The sequence below is a fragment of the Rhodococcus sp. YL-1 genome (assembly GCF_001942025.1).
Taxonomy (GTDB): domain Bacteria; phylum Actinomycetota; class Actinomycetes; order Mycobacteriales; family Mycobacteriaceae; genus Rhodococcus_F; species Rhodococcus_F qingshengii.
This window is the reverse complement of sequence record NZ_CP017299.1, coordinates 2,345,046-2,364,620: the sequence shown is the minus strand read 5'-3', so window position 1 is coordinate 2,364,620 and position 19,575 is coordinate 2,345,046. Positions and strand designations below refer to the sequence as shown.

Genomic DNA, 19,575 nt, shown 5'->3' with positions numbered 1-19,575 from the left:
TTACATTCAGCAATCTAGGCGACATACATGCAATTCAAGATGGTTCATACATCTTGAAGAACTTTTGCATGCACTATTGAACCGGAGGCTCAGATGGAACTCGCGAACACGATGCAGGATGCCGACGCTCGCAAGCTCACCGCACCGATGCAGATGGTCTTTTCCGATGTCGTCAAGAAGTTCGATACCGGCACTGTCGCGCTGGACGGCATCGATCTGAACGTGGAGCGAGGAGACTTCGTCGCCGTGGTCGGACCCTCCGGCTGCGGCAAGTCGACTTTGTTGCGCATGGCGGCCGGCCTCGAGCGACCGACCAGCGGCGCGGTTGCCCTCGACACCGAATCAGTTGGCTTCATCTTCCAGGAGCCGACTCTCCTCCCCTGGCGAACCGTGCAGGCCAACGTCGAATTGTCCGCCGAACTCGGTGGCGGCGACAAAGCAGCCCGAAAATTGCGCGCCGACGAGGCAATTCGCGCAGTGGGACTGGCGGACTTCGCGAAACAACTGCCCAACGCGTTGTCGGGCGGAATGAAGATGCGCGTCTCGTTGGCGCGTGCGCTCACCCTCGCACCTGCTGTGATGCTGCTCGACGAACCTTTCGGTGCTCTCGACGAGATGACACGACTGGAGATGCAGGTAGAGCTGCAAAGGCTCTACACCGACAAGGGGTTCACCTCGATGTTCATCACGCACTCGGTATCCGAGGCCGTGTACCTCGCAAACAAGGTGGTCGTCATGACCGCCCGGCCCGGACGAATCCATTCGGTCGTGGACATCGATTTCCCGTACCCGCGTAGCCCGGAACTGCGCTACGACGCCCGATACACCGAACACGTCGCCGAGATCTCGGCCAGTCTCCATGGGAGCTCACGATGACCGAAGTCCTTGCAGTGCAACAGGGCACCACCGCACGCAATTCCGCCGTTCGCACTGATTCTGCGACCGCCGCGCGAGCACAGTCACAGCCCGGACGGCCCTCGCGAATGAGAGCGCTCGGCACCTTCCTGCTCTATCCGCTGCTCTCACTTGCCGGCGCGGTCGCAGCGTGGTCGATCGTCAGCTACCTCGTTCTCTCCCCGGAACGTCGATTTCTCCTTCCGCCGCCGAGTCAAGTACTGACAAAGTCGCTACTCGACTGGAAACACCTCTCTCCCATGCTCGAAGCCCTCGCAGTGACGGCACAGGTAGCACTGGTCGGCTTCGTGGTCGCGGTGGCAGTCGGCGTCGGAACCGGCGTGCTGATGAGCCAGGCCAAGTGGATCGAGCGGATCGTCTATCCCTATGCCGTTGTGCTGCAGGTCATTCCCATCCTCGCCATCGTCCCCCTCATCGGGCTCTGGTTCGGCTACGGCATGACCGCGCGCACCCTGGTGTGCGTTCTCATCGCAGCCTTCCCGATCATCACCAACACACACTTCGGATTGCAATCGGTCGATCGCGGACTGCACGAACTCTTCACCCTCGGCCGCGCCTCGCGTTGGGATCGACTTGTGAAACTCGAACTGCGAGCGGCAATGCCGGCCATTCTCACCGGCATCCGCACCGCCTCCGGCCTTGTTGTCGTCGGTGCCATCATCGGCGACATGTTCTTCGCCAAAGGACAACCCGGTATCGGGACCCTGCTCGACGTCTACCGAAGCCGCCTTCAGTCCGAGGATCTGATCGCCGCGATCGTGATCGCGTCGGTGTTCGGTGTCCTCGTCTTCTCTGCCTTTGGATTCCTCTCACGTGTGCTCGTCGGTAAGTGGCACACGTCCGGCCGCAAGGACTTTAAATGACCCACGAAACTCCTGTCTTCGAAATCCCTACGATCGATATCAGCCCGTACCTCCGCGGCGAGGCAGCGGTTGCAAACGCCACCAACAGCACTGCCTGTGCGGAAGTGGCAGCTCAACTCGATCGCGCGTGCCGGGAGGTCGGATTCATACAGATTGTCGGACACAGCATTCCACGATCGGCGACCGCCGGTCTGGCCGACGCTCTCGACGAGTTCTTCGCTCTCCCACTGACGGTGAAGAACAACTATCGCCGTCCCTCGTCCGAGAACCGCGGCTACTCACCACCGAAATCGGAATCACTCAGCATGAGCTTGGGCGTCGCCGCTGCGAACCAGATGAACGATTTCTACGAAGCAATAGTCGTGGGCACAGAGGTGAGCGACTATCCGGGCGTCGACCTACCCGAGTCCAGCTACGCCGCCAACACCTGGCCCGTGGCCGCGCCCGGATTCCGACCGGCAATCGAAGAGTATTTCCGTCATGCCCAGGGCTTGGCACGAATCCTGATGCGCGCCTTTACCGACGCTCTCGGATTGCAGCCCGGGTACTTCGATTCGATGCTCGACCATTCGATCGACGCGATGAAGATGAACAACTACGCACTGCCCGAGGGCGAGATCCGCATCTCCGGCGACATGACGGGAATGGGCGCTCACACCGACTTCGGAATCTTGACCATCCTGTGGGCAGATCAAGTTCCGGGCCTTCAAGTTCTGAGTGCCGACGGCGTATGGCACGACGTCCAACCTGCCGACGGCGCACTCTTGATCAACCTCGGCGACGCGATGGCACGCTGGACGAACGACCGATGGCGCTCGACAGTGCACCGAGTCGACCCACCTATCGTCGATGGTCAGATCATCCGACGTCGCTCTGCCGCATTCTTTTTCGACGGGAACTACGACGCCGTCATCGAAGCACTGCCAGGGACTCTCACACCGGGCGAAGTGGGATACCCGCCGATCACGATCGCTGAGAACATCGCGGCCAAAGTGGCCGGACTGAAAGGCGCGACGGCGCCCGACGTCGACAGTCGCAGCGCTGACCGGGTGCGCGCCGCTGGATAACGCTCCCGGGTACCGTCGATATCGTGCAGGATCGAAGTGAGGACAAGATGACCACCACCGAACGAGCTTTGCTCACTGAGTCCGTGCACGAGACGCTTCGCGAACTGATCTTTTCGGGCGAGCTGGCGCCGGGGACACCACTGAGTGTTCCCGCGCTGGCGAGCAAGCTCAATGTCAGTCGAACGCCGGTCCGCGAGGCCGTGCAGCAGTTGATCTACGAGGGCATCGCCGTCCACACACGGAATGCGGGTGCAAAAGTCGATTCGCTGGACGCGGAGTCTCTGCGCGCGGTCTTCGAGGTGCGTGAGGTACTCGACGGTCTCGCGGCGTTCAATGCGACGGCCAATGCCACGCACGAAACCGTGTCACAGCTGAACAAGATGGTGCAGGTGCAACGCGAACTTCTCGAGAGCCCGCCGGATCAGCGTCGGGATTCGAAGCTCGACCTCGAGTTCCACACCTTGATTCGTGAGACTGCATGCAATCACCCGCTCAGCGAAGCCCTGCATCGTCTGGATGGTCAGTCACACCTCTACCGTTCGGACATGTGGAGCCTCGAGCTCAATCGGCGGATCGCCGTCACCGAGCACGCACGTATAGTCGCGGCCATCGAATCGGGTGACGCCTTGGGGGCGAGGACTGCCGCGAGCGCACACGTAGCCGGGCTACTCGTCCGAACAACCCGGACCTGAAGCTTTACCGAAATGACGGAAACAGTGTGTCAGGCCAGGTGATGTCGCCGTCGTTCTCGTCCACGAACGTACCGACACAGTCGCGCCCCAAAGCGCTGATCGCTCCCGAGATGACCTCTGGATGCTCGAGCTCGGTGAGGTGGTCTCCTCCGGTTCCGGCCCCGGGAACGCCATCGACGTACACCCTGCACTGGCCCCCGTCCAACCGACCGTCCGCCCACTCGCCCGAACTCTGCACCACCGAATAGTAGGCAGATCCAGGAGTGTCCTCACCGGCATTGAGCTTGGTGAGAACTTCGGAGAACATGCAGGTGTCGTAACCGTCGGCAGGGCCTTGTACGCAGCCACCGGGGCTACCGTACTGCGGCGCACCGATGGCAACGAATGAATCCACTACTTCGGAGCCACCGAGGAACTTCGCGTAGTACCGGGAGCTCAGTCCACCCGCACTGTGCGCGATCACCCCGACGGAGTCAGCGCCGGCAGCGTAGGAGCGAATCGAATCGGCAATCAGCTCGGCGTCGGCCGCAATCATCTTGCCGGGTGCGTCGACGAAGTGTGTCTCGTAGCCCGCAGCGCTCAGTGCCTCGTCGAGGGCGCGGTAGGTCGCCTGGTGCGTTTCTCCCGAGTTGTAGAGCTGCTGCCCTGGAACGATGAAGACCACGCGCTTCGCATCGGTGATCCGCCCACCGGCGGCAGCGCTTCCTGCCGAGAACGCCAGAGCGGTGGCCACCAGCGAAGTAGTCACCGCCATCGCCAAAAGAATCTTCGAGAGTCGCACGTCGCCACCCTACGACGGCTGCGCACAAAAAAGGACCGCCGCACTGGAATCCAGTGCGGCGGTCCTTTTCTAGTAGCGGGGACAGGATTTGAACCTGCGACCTCTGGGTTATGAGCCCAGCGAGCTACCGAGCTGCTCCACCCCGCGATGCATTGACAAAGTTACACGAGCAGATGAACGGAACGCAAATCGCCTGCGCTGGAGCGAAATACACGCCTGAAAGTCGAAGAATCGGGTGACTGGGTTCACAAAATGCCCGTGAGCATCAACACATAACAAGCATGTAACGAACGTACCTCGAAACGGCATCGGAAAGGCTCTACCAGCACAAACGCCGAAAATCCTGGATGGGAGAAGACCAGGTGGTCCGGAAAATCGCGAATCGACCCTCGTTCAGCGCTCCCGTACGGTCGGTCCCGGCCCGAATCAACCGGGCGAACGCCGACCCGCCGCTGCTCCACTCTGCCCCGCGGGATCGGAACCCCCGAAACCTTCGAGGGGCAGAGACACGGAGAGACAAGCGCCCGGGAAAGTCAGCATCATCGCCGACCCGCAGGCCCGCCGATGTCAGCAAGCGCGGAGAGGATTTACCCCGACATGACGTACACCAGCATCAGCAAGCGTGCATTCGGCACATTGGCAGTAGCCGGCGCACTTGTCGCAGTGCCCCTCACCATGAGCACCGGCACCGCTTCCGCAGCCACCCACAACTGGGACGGCGTCGCACAGTGCGAGAGCGGTGGCGACTGGAACATCAACACCGGAAACGGCTACTACGGCGGCCTGCAGTTCTCGCAGAGCACCTGGACCGCCAACGGTGGCACCGGCTCGCCCGCCAACGCTTCCAAGGAAGAGCAGATCCGCGTCGCCGAGAACACCCTGCAGAGCCAGGGCCCCGGCGCATGGCCCGTCTGCGGCCAGCGTCTGACCGTCGCGAGCGAGCCGGCAGTCGAAGAGGCTCCCGCCGCAGCACCGGCTCCCGTCGCCGAGGCACCCGCAGTTGCTCCCGCCGTCGAAATCCCGGCCGAGCTCAAGCCCGCCGCACAGCAGGCTTACGACACCGCTCGTGACCTCGCCGGCCAGTACGGATTCGCCGCACAGTTCCAGCAGCTCTCCGATGCCAACGCACCGATCGTTGCAGCACTGCGCTGATTCAGCTCATACAGCTTCACCTGAGCACACAAGAAGGCCCACCATCCGATCGGATGGTGGGCCTTCTGCTATTTCACGAACCGACGCCGCTTACCTCGGCAGCGCCTGGTACGCGTCAACAGCCTTCTGCAGGCGGTCGAGCGCAGCACCGTAGCTGGTGAAGTCACCGCTCTGTTGCGCCGACTTCAATGCCGCCATTGCCGAATTGACCTCGGCCAGCGCCTTCGTGACGTCATCCGAAGAAGCCGGCGGGGCCGGTGCCGTCGGAGTAGTCGGCGTTTCCGGTTGCGCTCCGGTATCCGGATCGGGTGCCGGCTGGGTGACCGTCGCTGCCGAACCTGCGCCCGGCCAAATCTGACTGATCGCCTCGGAGACGGTCGGTGCATAACCGATCCGAATGCCGTTGGTGTCGCTGAAGCTCACCAATACACGCGCCAACTGAGGGAACGCGTTCTGCGAGTTTCGCTGCGAGTACAAAGGCTCGACATAGAGGATTCCACCCTCGGCAATCGGCAGAGTCAGCAAGTTTCCGTACTGAATCTTGTTCGACTGCTTGAGCAGTGACACTTCCGAAGCAACACGCGAATCCGACGTCATCGCAGACTGAGCCTGCTGCGGACCCTGAGTCTGCGTATCGGTCGGCAACTGCAGCACCGTGAACTTGCCGTAGTTCTCCTTGTCGTTCGCCACCGAGATGTAGGCCGACAGCAACTCACGACTGAACCCGACCATCGGACTGGTCAGACGGAAATCCGCCTTCGCGGTGTCCTTGTCGCCCACCAGCACGTAGTACGGCGGCTGGTTGGCCGACGTGTCGATCGTCGGATCACTCGGAACCGACCAGAACGCATTGTTGGTGAAGAACTCACTCGGATCGTCGACGTGGTACTTCGCCAGCATCTCTCGCTGAACCTTGAACATGTCCTCCGGGTACCGGAAGTGCGCCTGCAGGTCGTCCGAGATTTCGCTCTTCGGCTTCACCGTGTTCGGGAAGACTCCCATCCACGCCTTCAGAACCGGATCCTGCTCGTCGACCTGGTAGAGCGTGACAGTGCCGTCGTACGCGTCGACCGTGGCCTTCACGGAGTTGCGGATGTAGGAGAACTCCTGACGCGGAATGAGGCGCCCAGTCGTCTGGTCGATACTGTCCTCGACCAACCCGTCGAGCGAACTGCGCTGCGCGTACGGGTAGTCCTGGGCGGTGGTGTAGCCGTCGATGATCCACTGCATCTTGCCGTCGACCACTGCCGGGTAGGCAGCGCCGTCGGTCGTCAGCCAAGGCGCGACCTCCTCGACCCTTTCCTTCGGATCACGCTTGAAGATGATCTTCGAGTTCGAGCCGATTGCACTCGAGAACAAGATGTTGCGCTCGGTGTACTTCGCCGCGAATGCAAGACGGTTGAACCAGTTGCCGATCGAGACACCACCCGAACCGGTGTAGGTGTACTTCGAGGTGTCGGTGTCGTACTCACGTGGTCCCTCGCCGTCGACGGAACCGACGATCGAGTAATCGGCGTCCGACTGGCTGATCACCTCGCCGTAGTACGACCGGGGATTGTCCACCTTGAGGTTCTCGTTCTCGGGCGTGGTCGTCAGGTCGCTGACCGAGTAGATCGGGTAACCACCGGTGTTGTTCTGACTGTCGCCCTGCACGGCCGTGACTTCGTTCGCCTGGGCCGCGACGAAACCGTTGCCGTGCGTGTAGACCGTGTGCTTGTTGATCCAGTCCGTCTGGTTCCCGGAAAGGTTGTTCGGCGACAGCTCACGCGCTGCGACAACGAAGTCGCGCAACTGGCCGTCCTGTTCGTAGCGGTCGACGTTAAGCGTCTGCGGGAACCCGTAGAAGTTCTTGAGCTGACGCTGAGCGGTGAACGTCGGCGACAGGATCGTCGGATCCAACAGTCGGGTGTTCGCGATCGTGGTCCGGTCGGCCGGAACGTCCTGGGGCTGCTTGGTGCCAACTCCCGGATAGTCGACGTAGTCGACGTTTTCTTCCGTGATCCCGTACGCCTGACGGGTCGCTTCGATGTTTCGTTCGATGTACGTGCTCTCCTTCTGCGCCGCATTGGGCTTGACGGAGAACTGCTCGACGATCATCGGGTAGACGGCACCGACGAGGACCGACGAAAGAACCAGTAGAGCGACCGCCATGGCCGGTATCCGAAGATCCCGCGTGAAGATCGAGGCGAAGAACGCCAAGGCGCAGATGACCGCAATGGACAACAGAATCAGCTTCGCCGGCAGAACCGCATTGATGTCGGTGAAGCCCGGACCGGTGAACGTCGGTTCCTTACGACTACTCGACATCAACGAGTACCGATCGAACCAGTACGCCACCGCCTTGAGGAGCACGAAGGTGCCGGCGATGACAGCCAGCTGAATACGAGCGGCCGTGGTGAACGTCCCATTGCGCCCGGCCAACTTGATTCCACCGAAAACGTAGTGGGTGACCAGGTTTGCCACGAAAGCCAGCAGGATCGAGACGAACAACCAGTTCAGAACGAAACGGTAGAACGGCAGATCGAACGTGTAGAAGCCGACGTCCAAGTTGAACTGAGGATCGGTGATCCCGAAAGCCTGGCCGTTGAGGAACAACTGGATAGTGACCCAGTTGGCCTGTGCGATGAGACCGGACAGGATGCCGATCGCTACCGGAATGATCACGCCGAAAAGACGAAGACGCGACATGACGGTGGTGCGGTAGCGCGCGATCGGATCATTGGGTCCGGAGACCGGGACGAACACCGGGCGTGCGCGGTACGCGAGAAGCATCGCGAGCCACACGATGGCGCCGACGACCATTCCGACGACCAGGAAGAGCACGAATCGCGTCAGCAGAACCTTGGTGAAGACACCGCGGAAGCCGACTTCGCCGAACCACAACCAGTCCGTGTACATGCCGATCAGTCGCGGCCCCACGAGCAGCAAGGCCGCCACTACGACAGCCACCACCAACAAGATTCGACTGCGTCTGGACAGAGAGGGTAAACCTGCGGGGGGCCGCATGCCCACGTGCCACGCTCCAAGATTTGGCGACGCCGTGGCGTCGCAACCGATTGCATCGATCACTGCGGCCACGCCCGAGTGGACTTGGCCGTTTCCGACCACTCTACGTAACAACGGTCACGGGTTGACAACACGGAGAGCGGGGAGCCGGACAGAAGGTGGGAGGATGAACGCGTGAGTGAAGAGAATATGAGCAGATCACCGAGTGCCCTCGCCCGGTGCGTTCATGAAGTTGTCGACCACATCGACGCCGAAGGCTGGGATCAGCCTCCGAAGCTGTACGCGTTGGTACCCACCCAAATGCTCGCCGCGGCCGAACCCGGACTGCTCGACCAACTCGCCGAGGGCGCCGAATACACACCGATCGAACAGGAATCGCTTCCCGAGGACATCATCGGCGGTTCACGGGCACTCGACGAGTTCCTGGCGACGACGCATTGGCCCGAGTCCGTGCAGGGTTGCATCCTGGTGCAGGAGATCGTCGTCCTGCCGCCCGAGGCGGAATCGGATCTCGACCACGCCACGGCGCCGGTGTTGACCGATCAGCACGCGGCGGACGAGGTCGCGCGGCTGACGGCCAACGCGCATCCCGATCGACGCGAGGCTCGACTGTTCGTCGGCGTGCTCCGTGACGGTCCCTCGCTGTCGCTCCTACAGATGCGTCCCGACGAGGATGCGGATCCGTACGGTGACTTGGAACTGCTCACCTACGACGGTCTTGCACCTCACCTCGTGCACGCCCTGTACGCGACGCTCGACGAGGTCGAAGAAGACTGACAGAGTCGTCGGCGGCCAGGCAGCTTTCAGCAGCGGGGTGCGTCGCCGCCCGTGTTGAGGCTCTCGAGTGAGTCCACTGCGCCGGGCAGGTTGTCGACCTTGACGAGTCGAAGCCCGTCCGGCGCATTCTGTTTCGCCTCGTCACAGTTCTGGGCCGGCACGAGGAAGGTCTCAGCACCGGCTTGGGACGCGGCGATCAACTTGTACCTGATGCCGCCGATCGGACCGACCTCGCCGTCGGAGTCGATGGTGCCCGTTCCGGCCACGAACTTTCCACCGTTGAGCTCCCCCGGAGTCAGCTTGTCGACCAAGGCCAGTGTGAACATCAGTCCGGCAGAAGGACCGCCGATGTCGGCGAGATTGAACTGCACGGTGAAGGGAACGTCCGGGACCTCGTTGGGTGTGACGCCGAGGTAACCCGATTCGGGCTTGTTGGGCCGCGCCCCGACGGTGACCGGCACAACGGTCTCCACACCCTCACGTAGGACGGTGACGTCGATCGCGGTGCCGGGCGCGATCGCACCGACCGTGTCCTGAACGCCGGTGATGGTGGTTACCGGAGTGTCGCCGATCTTGACCAGGACGTCGCCTTCTTGCAGGGCACCCGCAGCGGGACCGTCCGGGGTCACCTTCGAAACAGTCAGTGACACCGGCTTGCCGAGAAAGTGCAGTGCCGCCAACTCGGCACTGTCCTCGGACTGCTGGAAGTCGGCGGTGTTGGCCTGCTGAATCTCTTCCTTCGACTTCTCGGGTGGATAGATCTCCGAGCGAGGGACGAGTCCGTTGCTGCCACTCGCCCACAGTCCGAACGCTTCGAAGATGTTGAGGCCGTCGCGAACCGACACCGTTGTCATGTTGAGGTTGCCGTCGGTGGGATCGACCTCGGTCCCCTGGATGTCCACGACGGGCTTACCGTCGACGTCGCCGAGCGTGTTGAAGGTGGGGCCCGGACCGAGTGCGACATAAGGAACAGTGACCATTGTTCCGACGACTCCCAACACGACGATGGGTGCGAGTGCGGCCAAGAGCGTCACTATCCGTCGATTCACCTGATCCAGAGTAAAGCGCGAAGGCTCCGGAGCACCGATCGCACCGCCTGAGCGCCGTGCGTGTTCGCCGTCAGCGTGACTCGGAGGGCGACTCCGACCGCTCGAGCCTTGTACCGTTGAGGTATGAGCAATATGCCGTTCGGCTTCTCCAACTCCGACGACGATCCCGATCGCGACAAGAACGCGGCGGGTGGCAATCCGTTCGGGGGTGGTGACATGCCGTTCGGGTTCGGCGCGGGCGGTGAGGGATTCGATCCGGCTCAGCTCGGCCAGATGCTCACCCAGTTCGGGCAGATGCTGAGCGGAATGGGCTCGTCGATGGGCCAGGGCGGTACGTCCGGCCCGGTCAACTACGACATCGCCAAGAAGCTGGCACGCCAACAGATCGGATCGGTCACACCGATCACCGAGGGCAACGTCAAGGCGATCGCCGACGCCGCGCACCTGGCCGAGATGTGGCTGGACGCCGCGACAACGCTCCCTGCCGGAGCGAGCCGCACTCTTGCGTGGACTCCGAACGACTGGCTCGACAACACGATCGACACGTGGAAGCGACTCTGTGATCCGGTGGCCGAGAAGGTAGCGGGCATGTGGGTCCAAGGACTTCCGGCCGAAGCACAGCAGATGGCTGGCCCGATGCTGGGCATGCTCGGGCAGATGGGCGGACTCGCGTTCGGCTCGCAATTGGGCCAGGCACTCGGCCAACTGTCCACCGAGGTGCTCTCCTCCACTGACATCGGCCTGCCCCTCGGCCCCGAAGGCACCGCGGCCCTTCTCCCGGCTGCGGTTCAGGCTTTCAGTGAGGGTCTCGAACAGCCGCATCAGGAAGTTCTGGTGTTCCTCGCCGCGCGGGAAGCCGCTCATCAGCGTCTTTACAGTCACGTTCCGTGGCTGCGCCAGCGTGTTCTCGCGACAGTGGAGGAATACGCCCGCGGAATCACCATGGACTTCTCGGCGATGGAAGAATTCGCCAAGGACCTCGATCCATCCGCTCTCACCGATCCGAGCAAGCTCGAAGCGCTGATGCAGCAGGGCACGTTCGAGCCGCAGAACACACCGGAGCAGAAAGCCGCTCTCGAACGTCTCGAGACTCTGCTTGCGCTGGTCGAGGGTTGGGTGGAGACGGTCGTCACCGCCGCACTCGGCGAGCGACTGCCTGGTGTTGCCGCGATGAGTGAGACGTTGCGGCGTCGCCGCGCTACCGGCGGCCCCGCCGAACAGACCTTTGCGACGCTGGTCGGACTAGAACTTCGTCCTCGCAAGGTCCGCGAAGCGGCCGGGTTGTGGCAGAAGCTCACTGCGGAAGCCGGTATGGACGTTCGCGACGGCGTCTGGTCGCATCCCGACCTGATGCCCGATTCGAGCGATCTCGACGCACCGGACGGATTTGTCGCCCGTGTCCTCGGCGCCGGCGAAGCCGGTAATTTCGACGACCCGATAGCCCAGCTCGAAGCCGTAGTGGCAAAAGAGCGTGCGGCCGAGGAAGCGATGGACAAGACCCGCGAGGACGACGAAGAGAAGTAATCTCTTCTCGACACATTTTCGCAGATCAGCCGCGATGACTGCCTGTGGATAACTGCCGCTGACGTGGACTCGCCGAGGGCCCGTCGTGCCAGCATCGAATGATGACCGGTCACACACACGACGACACCAGACAAGACAGCACTTCACAGCGATCCGCGGGACCCCGATGGGACCCGCGGATCGCTGTTCTGTCGCGCCCGGACGGTCGACTGCAGCTGGGATGGACCCCCGGACGTGCCATCCTGCTGACTCTGCCTGTCGGGGTCGACGATCGCGCGGTGAAGTCGATCCTGCGCAAAATGGACGGCTCGAGATCCCGCGCAAACATCCTCTGGGAAGCGTCGAGGCGCGGGATTCCCACATCCGTGACGGAGGAATTGCTCGAGCAACTCGCCGATTCCGGTTTCGTCCACACTGCCCGCAGAAGCACCGCGACGGTCCGGATTCACGGTGTCGGTCCGCTCTCTGACGCCATCGAGCGCGCACTCGTCACCGGCGGGGTCAGCACGCGTCGCTCGCGCGGGTATCGCAACACCGACGTCGTGCGCACGTGGAACGAACAACTGGTGGTCCTGGCCGACGACGTCGTAACTGATCCTCGTCTGGTCAGCGATCTCGTTCGCTGCGGACTCCCCCACCTTTCCGTCCGCATCCGCGACGGCAACGGTGTGGTCGGTCCTCTTGTCCTGCGTGGTCAGTCGAGTTGCCTGCGGTGCGCCGACATCCTCCGATCCGAACTCGACCCTCATTGGCTTCATCTGTCCGCGCAGCTACTCGGCAGCGCCGGCCACGCGGAATCGGCGATGATCCATGCAAGTGTCGCGCTGGCCCTGGCCGAGATCGACTCCGCATCATCCGAGACAGCGGCGACGCATGCGGCCAGTCTGTCGTCGACGCTCGAGATCGCGTTCCGTCCGTATCGGATCACAACCAGGCGCTGGCCTCGGCAAATATCCTGCAGTTGCCAATACCTGGCACCTGTTTCGGGCAAAGGACGCCCCAGTCAGACATGATGGTGTGGTGTCCGAGATCCCACGCAAGAGTTCTGCCCGTACTGCCAAACTCGCGAGCATCCCCCTGGGGATGGCCGGTCGCGCCGCCATGGGCTTCGGACGCAAGCTCGCCGGCGGCGACAAAGGCGAGATCGACGCGCAGTTGAGCGCGAAGGCGGCCGAGCAACTGTTCGCGGTGCTGGGCGAACTCAAGGGCGGCGCGATGAAGCTGGGCCAAGCGCTCAGCGTCATGGAGGCGGCAATTCCGGAGGAATTCGCCGAGCCGTACCGCGAGTCGCTGAACAAGCTCCAGGCCGCCGCCCCGCCGCTGCCGACCAAGCAAGTACACAAGATGCTCGACCAGCAACTCGGAACCAAGTGGCGCGACCGATTCCAGTCGTTCGACGATGAACCGACCGCGTCGGCAAGCATCGGGCAGGTTCACCGAGCCGTCTGGGCGGACGGCCGCGACGTAGCCGTGAAAGTTCAGTACCCCGGCGCCGACGAAGCTCTACGCGCCGATCTCAAGACCCTGGGCAGATTTGCCGGTCTCTTCGGTTCGGTCATGCCCGGTGTCGACGTACGGCCCGTGATCGAGGAGTTCACCGCGCGCACGGAGGAAGAACTCGACTATCGGATCGAGGCGAACAATCAGCGAGCTTTTGCCAAAGAGTTCGACGGAGATCCCCAATTCGTGATCCCGCACGTCGTGGCGAGCGCGCCGAAAGTGGTCGTGACCGAATGGATGACGGCAACCCCGTTGACCAGAATCATCGAGAGTGGAACGCCGGAGCAGCGCAATGCGGCCGGTGCGCTACTCGCCGAATTCCACTTCGCGTCTCCGGCCCGTGTCGGATTGCTCCACTGTGACCCGCACCCCGGCAATTTCATGCTTCTCGAGGACGGCCGACTCGGCGTCATCGACTTCGGTGCTGCTGCACCGTTCCCGAACGGACTGCCACGGGTTCTCGGCACTATGGTGCGCTTGGCTGTCGAGGAACAATTCGACGAATTGACGGAGTTGTTGCGCGCCAACGGTTTCGTGATCCCCGGACGCACGGTGACCGACAAGGAGATCGCGGATTACCTGCGACCCTTCACCGACCCGATCCAGACCGAGTCATTTCACTTCACTCGGGCATGGCTGCAAAAGGCCGCCGGAACCGCCACTGACTTCAACAGTGCGCAGTTCCGAACGGCCCGTGCACTCAACCTTCCGGCCGAGTATTTGATGATCTTCCGTGTTCTTCTCGGTTCGGTCGGCATATGCGCCCAGTTGGACGCATATGCCCCGTACATGGAAATCCTGACTCGTTGGTTGCCAGGGTTCGCGGAGCCGGTTCTGGATGACACCGGCTCCGCCGACTAAGACACCGGCTCCGCCGAATAGGGCTCTCACGCGCACACAAGTTGCTTGCGTGGGCGCCCTCTCGGTCTCTTGCGCGCTATGACGGCCCCCTGATCGAGGATCTCGCCGCCCCACACCCCCCATGGCTCGGCGCGGTCGAGAGCCGCACTGAGACAACGGGAACGGATGGGGCACTGCGCGCACAGTGCCTTGGCCTGCTCGAGTTCGGCCGGAGCTTCGGCGAACCAGAGATCGGGGTTGGATGCCCGGCACGGCAAGTCGCGGCGGGTGGACGCGACCTCGATGAACGTGACTGCAGCCGAAGTGACGTCGGTGGAAGTTACTGCAGTGGTGGAGTTTTCGGATTCCACGCGGATTGTCTGGGCAGACAACTCGGTCTCCTAGTGCTCGGATGCGAAACTGTGTCGCACGATATGGGTTCGATGGGTGCGAACCTGAGCCGAGTCGGAAACCAGATGAAGAGGGCTATCCAACACAAAGGCCACGGTCCGCAGGGGCTGCGGGTCCGTGGCCGTAAGTGAACGGATGTGTCCTACCGAGAAATACCTCGATGGCTTAAGAACACGGACTCGACAGCTGCTTTCTTTGCTGCTGCTTGAGGGCGCAGGCGGAGCGCATGCTGCGCCCATCCCGCTGCACGCGGCAGCATGGGGGCGGCAACAGCGAACTTTGCGCTTGCGCACGCTTCATACGAGATCAAGTTCGTCATTTTTTTGCCACCTCCATTTCGTGTCGGTCCGGATAGTTTCTGCGCACAGGTTGCCCCGTAACACTGAAAACCAGAGTAGAGAATCTGCCGAATCTGCACAACCTATTTTTGACCTGCGGTTATGTAACTCACCGTTGTCGATTCGGATGTGTTGTCAGATATCGAGTGTTGCCGCTCGCAGTTCACCGCGAATGACAGCTAGTACGTCTTCCCCGAAGTTGTCGAGTTTCTTCGGCCCGATTCCAGGGATCGAAACCAGTCCACGATTATCTTGTGGTCGTTGTTCGGCAATAGCCATCAGTGTGTTGTCACTGAAGACGACATAGGCCGGAACTTTGAGTTCTCTGGACTTGTCCAGACGCCAGGCCTTGAGGTGCTCGAGCAATTCCAGGTCGACATTGGACGGGCATTTTTCGCAGCGCCCGAGCATGGTCGCCGACGTCCCGATCAACGGTTTGCCGCATACGCGGCAGCGCGGACGCTTCTTGTTCCCCGACGACGGCGCGGCGACGCGCGAAGCCGGCGAGTCCTCGGGGATGAGCCCGTTGAGGAACCTCGACCGGCGACGGGACTTGCGTCCACCCTCATTGCGGGCCAATGCCCAAGACAGCTGCAGATGCTCGCGGGCGCGGGTAACACCCACGTACAGAAGCCGACGCTCCTCCTCCACCGCGACGTCGTCGGCGCCCGAATTGGCGTCGCCGAGAACGTGCTGGATCGGCAGGGTGCCGTCGTTGAGGCCGACCAGGAACACCGCATCCCATTCGAGTCCCTTGGCCGCGTGGAGCGAGGCCAGCGTCACACCTTGCACGGTCGGTGGGTGCCGCGCCTCGGCTCGGGCCGTGAGCTCCTGTAGAAGCCCGGTGAGCGTCAGTTCAGGTTCGTGGACAAGTTGTTCTTCGGTGAGCGCCACGAGAGCCGAGAGCGAAGCCCAGCGCTCGCGTGCCTGAGTACCCGAAGGCTCTTCGTTGGTCAGGCCGAGCGGCGCGAGCACAGCGCGGACGAGTGAGACCAGTGCTTCGCCGTTGTCTGCACCTTCGGGGAGGTCGTCGCGTCCAGCAGCCTGACGCAGCGCTGCCACCGCCTGACGTACCTCGGTGCGAGTGAAGAAGCCCTCTCCACCGCGCACCTGGAACGGAATGCCCAGCTTCGTCAGGGCCTGCTCGTGCGCCTCCGACTGAGCATTGATCCGGTACAGAACAGCGATCTCGGCCGCAGGGGTGCCTGCCGCGATCAGCCGTTTGATCGCCCGCGCAACGCCGAGTGCTTCGGCCGGCTCGTCGTCGAACTCCATGAACTCCGGCTCAGGCCCCGGAGCGCGTTGCCCGATCAGCTGCAGACGCGTCCCGGCGATCCGCCCGCGCGCGGCACCGATCACGCGGTTCGCCAACGACACGACCTCAGGGGTGGAGCGGTAATCCCGTTCGAGCCGAACGACGGTCGCTTCGGGGAATTTCCGGGAGAAGTCCAACAGATAGTTGGGGGTGGCTCCGGTGAAGGAGTAGATGGTCTGATTCGCATCGCCCACCACGGTCAGATCGTCTCGGTCGCCCAGCCAGGCGTCGAGCACACGCTGCTGCAGTGGGGTGACGTCCTGATACTCGTCCACGACGAAGCAGCGATACCGCTCGCGGAACTCGTCGGCGACTGTCGAATGCTCTTCGAGAGCTGCCGCCGTGTGCAGTAGGAGATCGTCGAAATCAAGCAGCATGCCGTCCTGGCCGCGTGCTTTCAGCTCTTCGTATGCGGCATACACCTGGGCCACCTTGGTGGCATCGACCGGTGCCTCACGGCGAATCTTGGCGATCGCGCGTGGGTAATCCTCCGGCGCGATCAACGACGCCTTCGACCACTCGATTTCACTGGCGAGGTCGCGGACGCTTTCCGTGCTGGTGGACAATCCCACCCGGGCTGCGGCACTGCTGACAACCGCGAACTTTCGGTCCAGCAGGCGCCACGGCGTGTCGCCGACAACCTGCGGCCAGAAGTACTTCAGTTGACGGAGAGCAGCAGCGTGAAAAGTTCGAGCCTGCACCTGTGGCCCACTCCCGCCGACGCCCAGCTCACGGAGACGTCCACGCATTTCCCCGGCCGCACGAGCGGTGAACGTCACGGCAAGCACCTGACCGGCCGACACGTGACCGTCGGCAACCAGATGAGCGATCCGGCGCGTGATGGTGCGGGTTTTGCCTGTTCCAGCGCCCGCGAGGACACATACCGGGCCGCGTGGCGCGAGCACGGCGGCCGATTGTTCTGGATCCAGTCCGGTGTCCGCAGGCATGGGGACCATCATGGCAGGACGTTCCGACACTCCATTCGCCGCGCCCGACGGTATGTGGGCAAGAGAACACGGGCCGATACGGAACAACGCTCTCGGTCGTGGTGTTATATCGGCCGTGACTTCTACCGAAAATGCGCCTGCCCTGACCATCTACTCGACCACGTGGTGCGGCTACTGCCGTCGCCTCAAGACGCAGCTCAACGCGTCGGGGATCGAGTACACCGAGATCGACATCGAGAACGATCCGGCAGCAGCCGATTTCGTCGGCAGCGTCAACGGTGGCAATCACGTCGTTCCGACCGTGAAGTACGGCGACGGCAGCGTTGCGACCAACCCGTCGCTCAACCAGGTCAAGCAGGCTCTGGGTCTGTAGACCTTCTCCGGCTGCTACTTGACCCAGCTCTCGAGCATTCCGCGAGCGATGGAGATCGACCCGGGCAGCAGCAGTGGCGCGTCCGCTTCCGAACCCCAGTCGCCGAGTTCGAGAGCGGCGCGCACCTCGTCTTTCGTGAACCAGGTGCCCTCGGCGATCTCGCCGTCCGCGAACAGCAGCGGAGCTGCGGGGTCGCCGATTGCGGCGAAGCCCAACATCACCGAGCGAGGGAACGGCCAGGGCTGGCTCCCGAGGTATCGAACGCTGTGCACGTCGATACCGACTTCTTCCTTGATCTCGCGGACAACACACGTTTCGAGCGACTCCCCGGCCTCGACGAATCCCGCGAGAATCGAGAAACGGCGCTGCGGCCAGGTCGGCTGACGCGCGAGTAGAACTCGATCGCCGCCGTCGTGCACCAGGCAGATGACCGCCGGATCCGTTCGGGGAAACTCCTCGTGGCCGGTGGACGTGGAAATGCGTGACCAGCCGGACATCGTGGGTTCACTCGGTGCGCCGTCGATAGCGCTGAATCCGGCACTGTCGTGCCAGTTGAGAATCGCGACGGCACCGGTCAACAAACCGGCGTCCGCGTCGTCGAGTGTTCCGCCGAGCATCCGCAATTCAGACAAAGTGCCCGCCAGCAGCGACACCCGCACCGCCCAGACGTGGCGATTCTCCCGAATTCCCAGGAAGACCGCGCCGCGCACCGGTTCGGGCCCCAACTCGGTTGCCTCGGCGAAGACCAATTGACCTTCCGGCGACACCTTGACCTGACCCCGTGAATTCACACGGAGGAGCAGTGCGTCCGCCCAACCCGTCGTCAGTGCAGCGGCGTCCGACCGCAATTCCTCGGCGCGGCCGACGCTCGAGCGTGAGAGCAGAGGTGTTTCGGTCAGCTGGAAGTCGTTCACGCTCACGACATTACTGCGCGCACGAAGCTCGGTAACACTCAGTTCGTGACGCGGCGAATGTAGAGCAGTCGATCGTTCTCTTCGACGGCGTCCACCTCGGGTGAACCGACGCGAACCAGACGGCCGTCACGAACGACCCCGAGCACGATGTCGGAGAGATGACGCGGAGAGCCGCCGACCTCGTCGCGCTCGACGGCACGCTCGGCAATCGCGAATCCGGCCTCCGGAGTCAGCAGGTCTTCGATCATCTCCACGACGGTCGGCGTCGTGGTCGCGATGCCGAGGAGTCGACCCGCCGTCTCCGAGGACACGACGACGGAGTCTGCGCCGGACTGACGCAGAAGATGCGCGTTGTCGGCTTCACGGATGGCTGCGGCGATCTTGGCTTTCGGCGCGATTTCGCGGGCTGTCAGCGTCACGAGCACTGCGGTGTCGTCACGGTTGGTTGCCACGATGATCGACGACGCATTCTGCGCACCTGCCAACCGAAGTACGTCCGATTTCGTCGCCGAACCGAACACCGTCACCAGGCCCTTGCTCGCCGCCGAATCGAGGACGGTCTGATCGGTGTCCACGACCACGATCTCCGACGCCGGTACACCGTCACCGAGCATTGCTTCGATTGCCGTCCGCCCCTTGGTCCCGTATCCGACGACGACGGTGTGATTACGCACGTGCTGCCTCCAACGCTGAATTTTGAACGCCTGACGCGAACTCTCGGTCAGAGCTGAAAGTGTTGTTCCGACCAACACGATCAAGAAGAAGATCCGAAGTGGCGTGATCAACAGGACGTTGACCAGGCGCGCCGACGGCGTGAACGGAGTGATATCGCCGTAACCGGTGGTCGAGAGCGAAACCGTCGCATAGTAAATGCAGTCGAGCAGCGACAGCTCGTTGTCCTGTGCGTCCCGGTATCCCGCGCGATCGATGTACACGATCAACACGGCGGCGCCGAGAGCACCCAACGCGATGAGAACTCGCTTGTAGATGGCCCGCGCCGGACTTGTCTGTAGCTGGGGAATGCGCAGCACCCCGACAAGGGCGAAGTCAGGCTGATCGGTCAATGCTTCCGACCTGGTCAAACGCGCCCGGAGCTTACCGGCCATACATC

At 62.6% G+C, this 19,575-nt stretch carries 17 protein-coding genes and 1 tRNA gene; 10 read left to right on the top strand and 8 right to left on the bottom strand.

Going from position 1 to position 19,575, the window contains the following annotated elements:
- Positions 1-93: 93 nt before the first annotated feature.
- The 4 genes from BH682_RS11060 to BH682_RS11045 are packed head-to-tail and all read left to right on the top strand — an operon-like array spanning position 94 to position 3,537.
- A complete protein-coding gene (locus tag BH682_RS11060) occupies positions 94-876 on the top strand; it encodes an ABC transporter ATP-binding protein (RefSeq protein ID WP_003942349.1) in 783 nt (260 codons plus the stop codon).
- Positions 873-1,778, top strand: a complete 906-nt coding sequence (locus tag BH682_RS11055; protein ID WP_007731277.1) for an ABC transporter permease — start codon at positions 873-875, stop codon at positions 1,776-1,778. The genes BH682_RS11060 and BH682_RS11055 overlap by 4 nt, the downstream gene beginning before the upstream one ends.
- Positions 1,775-2,845: an isopenicillin N synthase family dioxygenase gene (locus BH682_RS11050; RefSeq protein ID WP_075832881.1), complete on the top strand. Its 1,071-nt coding sequence runs from the start codon at positions 1,775-1,777 to the stop codon at positions 2,843-2,845. The genes BH682_RS11055 and BH682_RS11050 overlap by 4 nt, the downstream gene beginning before the upstream one ends.
- Before the next feature lie 47 nt (positions 2,846-2,892).
- Positions 2,893-3,537: a GntR family transcriptional regulator gene (locus BH682_RS11045; RefSeq protein WP_007731273.1), complete on the top strand. Its 645-nt coding sequence runs from the start codon at positions 2,893-2,895 to the stop codon at positions 3,535-3,537.
- A 4-nt stretch (positions 3,538-3,541) separates the two neighbouring features.
- Here BH682_RS11045 and BH682_RS11040 read toward each other — a convergent pair whose 3' ends face one another.
- Positions 3,542-4,318 carry an esterase/lipase family protein gene (locus BH682_RS11040; RefSeq protein WP_075832880.1) on the bottom strand — a complete coding sequence of 259 codons (777 nt, stop codon included), beginning with the start codon at positions 4,316-4,318 and terminating at the stop codon, positions 3,542-3,544.
- Between the two features lie 73 nt (positions 4,319-4,391).
- Positions 4,392-4,465, bottom strand: a tRNA-Met gene (locus tag BH682_RS11035).
- A gap of 450 nt (positions 4,466-4,915) precedes the next feature.
- Between BH682_RS11035 and BH682_RS11030 the strand changes: the two genes are divergently transcribed.
- Positions 4,916-5,470, top strand: coding sequence for a transglycosylase family protein (locus BH682_RS11030; protein WP_019747833.1), 555 nt, complete (start codon positions 4,916-4,918; stop codon positions 5,468-5,470).
- A 90-nt stretch (positions 5,471-5,560) separates the two neighbouring features.
- On the opposite strand, the gene BH682_RS11025 is transcribed toward BH682_RS11030, so the two are convergent.
- Positions 5,561-8,476 carry a UPF0182 family protein gene (locus tag BH682_RS11025; RefSeq protein ID WP_223304448.1) on the bottom strand — a complete coding sequence of 972 codons (2,916 nt, stop codon included), beginning with the start codon at positions 8,474-8,476 and terminating at the stop codon, positions 5,561-5,563.
- 174 nt (positions 8,477-8,650) lie between these two features.
- On the opposite strand from BH682_RS11025, the gene BH682_RS11020 reads away from it, so the two are divergent.
- Entirely contained in the window at positions 8,651-9,253 is a 603-nt protein-coding gene (locus tag BH682_RS11020; RefSeq protein ID WP_083954661.1) for a PPA1309 family protein, read from the top strand.
- Between the two features lie 26 nt (positions 9,254-9,279).
- On the opposite strand, the gene BH682_RS11015 is transcribed toward BH682_RS11020, so the two are convergent.
- Positions 9,280-10,302: a YlbL family protein gene (locus BH682_RS11015; RefSeq protein WP_075832876.1), complete on the bottom strand. Its 1,023-nt coding sequence runs from the start codon at positions 10,300-10,302 to the stop codon at positions 9,280-9,282.
- 123 nt (positions 10,303-10,425) lie between these two features.
- Here BH682_RS11015 and BH682_RS11010 point away from each other — a divergent pair, with 123 nt between their 5' ends.
- The 3 genes from BH682_RS11010 to BH682_RS11000 all read left to right on the top strand — a co-directional run bounded on the left by BH682_RS11010 (position 10,426) and on the right by BH682_RS11000 (position 14,187).
- The gene (locus BH682_RS11010; RefSeq protein ID WP_003942352.1) at positions 10,426-11,826 is read left to right on the top strand and encodes a zinc-dependent metalloprotease; all 1,401 of its coding nucleotides are present in this window, start codon (positions 10,426-10,428) and stop codon (positions 11,824-11,826) included.
- Between the two features lie 98 nt (positions 11,827-11,924).
- The gene (locus BH682_RS11005) at positions 11,925-12,839 is read left to right on the top strand and encodes a hypothetical protein (protein ID WP_075832874.1); all 915 of its coding nucleotides are present in this window, start codon (positions 11,925-11,927) and stop codon (positions 12,837-12,839) included.
- Between the two features lie 4 nt (positions 12,840-12,843).
- Entirely contained in the window at positions 12,844-14,187 is a 1,344-nt protein-coding gene (locus BH682_RS11000) for an ABC1 kinase family protein (protein WP_172403528.1), read from the top strand.
- Positions 14,188-14,213: 26 nt separating this feature from the next.
- On the opposite strand, the gene BH682_RS10995 is transcribed toward BH682_RS11000, so the two are convergent.
- Entirely contained in the window at positions 14,214-14,537 is a 324-nt protein-coding gene (locus BH682_RS10995; RefSeq protein WP_003942321.1) for a WhiB family transcriptional regulator, read from the bottom strand.
- A gap of 513 nt (positions 14,538-15,050) precedes the next feature.
- Positions 15,051-17,189: an ATP-dependent DNA helicase UvrD2 gene (locus BH682_RS10990; protein WP_003942300.1), complete on the bottom strand. Its 2,139-nt coding sequence runs from the start codon at positions 17,187-17,189 to the stop codon at positions 15,051-15,053.
- Between the two features lie 103 nt (positions 17,190-17,292).
- On the opposite strand from BH682_RS10990, the gene BH682_RS10985 reads away from it, so the two are divergent.
- Positions 17,293-17,550, top strand: a complete 258-nt coding sequence (locus BH682_RS10985) for a mycoredoxin (RefSeq protein ID WP_003942350.1) — start codon at positions 17,293-17,295, stop codon at positions 17,548-17,550.
- Positions 17,551-17,564: 14 nt separating this feature from the next.
- Here BH682_RS10985 and nudC read toward each other — a convergent pair whose 3' ends face one another.
- Together nudC and BH682_RS10975 are read right to left on the bottom strand one after the other, a co-directional pair.
- On the bottom strand, positions 17,565-18,464 hold the full coding sequence (gene nudC, locus BH682_RS10980) for an NAD(+) diphosphatase (RefSeq protein ID WP_007731249.1): 900 nt from the start codon (positions 18,462-18,464) through the stop codon (positions 17,565-17,567).
- Between the two features lie 38 nt (positions 18,465-18,502).
- Positions 18,503-19,570: a potassium channel family protein gene (locus tag BH682_RS10975; protein ID WP_003942296.1), complete on the bottom strand. Its 1,068-nt coding sequence runs from the start codon at positions 19,568-19,570 to the stop codon at positions 18,503-18,505.
- Positions 19,571-19,575 lie beyond the last annotated feature (5 nt).